Here is a 2,788-nt window from a genome sequence, read left to right on the forward strand (position 1 = left end):
TTTGTGAGTTTGACTGTTTCCTTTTGTTTCTTTTGAAATTGGACAGTTCTTGTTTGTTCAACGGGGGACATCCCCCTTGCCCCCTTCGAAGGGGGATTGTGAATTTGTACCCTTTTTCACTCCCAAATTGGATTGCTCTTGTCCGCTCAGCGCGTGACATCCCCCTAGCCCCCTTCGAAGGGGGATTTTGATTTGTTGTTATAGTGCATCTGGGAGTTGTGAAGTTTTGAGCTTGATTCTTTATTATTGCTAAATGGTTGTATAATCAGTTTATAGGATGAATATTGAGTATACACGGGGTGTGTAGGGAGTATATAGGGGGTATCTATGGAGGGCAGTCGGCATGAAGTCGGCATGGAGTCGGCATGGAGTCGGCATGTGTCGGCTATCAGTCGGCATGGAGTCGGCTTGATAAACTTGTTTTTTTAGGAAAATGTTTCTAAATTGTTCTAAAAACTAACAAGTTCAGTTATGGGAGGATTCACTTACGAAAATAACAAAAACAATCCAAAAATATTTAAAAACTCTGAAGAATTTGCTCTTTGCAGTTTATTTGTAAAGGAATTTAAAATTGCATTACTGCCCATATTAAAGCATTTGAATAATGGGAAGTTGCACCAACGGCTAATGCAGTTGTTTTCGAAGATAAAGGCATTGGACCGCACTTCAGAGAAAGGCTCGTGCAATGTAGGGGAAGGTTTGAAGTCGCAAAAAGGAAAATTGTTGCTTCGAGAATTCATATTTACCCCAAAAGCTGGCATTAGGCAGAAGTTCGGAAACCCAATTATAGATGTTAAAAACTTTTGTTTGCTCTGGAAGGATTTTGATTCATCATCTGCAAAATTTCCGAAAGGTGCTACTGATTTTGAGCTTCTTTATTTGGTACTGGCTTACGAGCCAGCGTTGAATTTGTTTACCACTTATGAAGCTGCCCCCATCCGAAGATCAAAGACAGAAAAAGCGGAGCAACTGGAGTTGAAGCTGCAAGAGAAAATCAGCAAAAAAGATGGTAATCATTATATTCCGATAGTTGGGTTGCGTTTTTTGGAGATCCTGGGAGAGGAAGAATATGAATGTTTGGGACAGGATGCCGTGGGAATTGAGGTCTTGGGGGTTTTTAATTTTTGAATCTGTGAGTTTGTCAGTTTGTTAGTTTGCTCCTTTTTTCGCATTGAAATTGGACCGCTCTTTTCCGTTCAGCGGGGACATCCCCCTTGCCCCCTTCGAAGGGGGGATTTTGATTTGTTGTTTTTGTTTGTTTGTGAGTTTGTCTGTTTGAATTTGTTTCTTCTGAAATTGGACAGTTCTTGTTCGTTCAGCGGACGACATCCCCCTTGCCCCCTTCGAAGGGGGGATTGTGATTTTGTGAATTTGTGAATTTGTGGATGCCAACTACCAAAAGATGGCTCTAAAGGGCTTTAGTCCTGCCACCATACGCAATTACCAACACAGCCTGCTCCACTTTTTCAAATATTTTGAAACGGCTGATCTGCGTACCATAACAAAGGATCAGATTGAGGGCTATGTGTTCCATTTAATAAGCAAGCACCGCATTGGCGAACAGAAGCAGAATCTTGTTATTAACGCCATCAAATGTTATTATGAACATACTTTGGCGATGCCGCGGGAGTACTACACCATTACTCGGCCAAGGAAGAGCAAGGATCTGCCAAATGTGCTGAGCGTGGAAGAGGTTCGGAAAATACTGAACCACCCCACTAACCTTAAGCACCGGGCCATACTGCACACCATATATGGTGGCGGCCTGCGAGTGGGCGAAGTGATACGCCTTCGCATAAAGGATATTCGCAGTGAGGATGGGTATATTTTTATAAAGGACAGCAAGGGCAAACGGGACCGGCATACGGTTCTTAGCCCTATGCTGCTTTCTTTGTTACGCGAGTATTATAAGGCATATAAGCCTGCCTATTGGCTATTTGAAGGGCAGGATGGCGGGCAGTATAGCGCCAAGAGCATACAAAGTATTTTTAGATGTGCCGCAAAAGCTACGCATTCCAACCCTTGGAGCACGCCCCATACCCTTCGCCACAGTTTTGCTACCCACCTAATGGAGCGAGGTGTAAACATACGTTACATACAGAGCGCTTTGGGCCACGCCAGCACCAAGACCACTGAGATCTATACCCGGGTCCTGGGTATAAACAACAAAACTTTAAAGAGCCCTTTGGATAGTTTATATGAAACGGTTACATTTGGAAAGGAACAAACCAAATGACATGCGCACATGTGCGATATAGCAGCAATAGGCATGTCGTATATACACATGTTACCACACATTTGAAAAAAATTGCGGATAATTAATGAAAGAGTATTTATTTTCCGAAAAGGAACTAAAATTAATAGAGTTCTTAAAATCTAATTCGCCCAAAAGAATATGGTTGGAACCAATATTCTATATTTTTGAATATGATAACTTCTACATAGAAATGATAATTGAATGTGCCGAGAAAATAAACCTTGGTTATTTGCCCGAAAAAAAATTCACAACCCAACCGATTACTTATTTTGAACAATACATAACAGTTGCAAAACTTAAAAAAGTAAATCACAACTTTAAATCACAAAAGGGTTCTGAATTATTGATTGAAAATGAAAAAATAACTGACGTAAATATCGTTCGGACTTTGCTCTTTTACTGTCAACACGTTCAATCAAAAAAACACTCCCATATCTTCAATACGGAAAGCTCTCAAATAAACCCGAATTTGGAAATTAATAAAGAACTAAAAATTGAGCGGACTTGTCTCGCCGATGTTGGATTATGGAT

3 protein-coding genes are annotated in these 2,788 nt (G+C 40.9%); all 3 read left to right on the forward strand.

Features of this window, described 5'->3' with window-relative positions:
- Positions 1-471: 471 nt before the first annotated feature.
- Complete coding sequence (locus tag QRD02_RS14180) at positions 472-1,128, forward strand: hypothetical protein (RefSeq protein ID WP_290255618.1); 657 nt, start codon at positions 472-474, stop codon at positions 1,126-1,128.
- 253 nt (positions 1,129-1,381) lie between these two features.
- Complete coding sequence (locus tag QRD02_RS14185; protein ID WP_435373048.1) at positions 1,382-2,236, forward strand: tyrosine-type recombinase/integrase; 855 nt, start codon at positions 1,382-1,384, stop codon at positions 2,234-2,236.
- An 85-nt stretch (positions 2,237-2,321) separates the two neighbouring features.
- Positions 2,322-2,788 (forward strand): basic helix-loop-helix domain-containing protein (locus QRD02_RS14190; RefSeq protein ID WP_290255620.1); only part of this gene is annotated, 467 nt, incomplete at its 3' end.

Source organism: Aequorivita aurantiaca, assembly GCF_030410135.1.
Classification (GTDB): domain Bacteria; phylum Bacteroidota; class Bacteroidia; order Flavobacteriales; family Flavobacteriaceae; genus Aequorivita; species Aequorivita aurantiaca.

Coding starts and splice junctions, on each gene's coding strand:
- QRD02_RS14180 (WP_290255618.1), top strand. CDS start 472: ATGGGAGGATTCACTTACGAAAATAACAAAAACAATCCAAAAATATTT.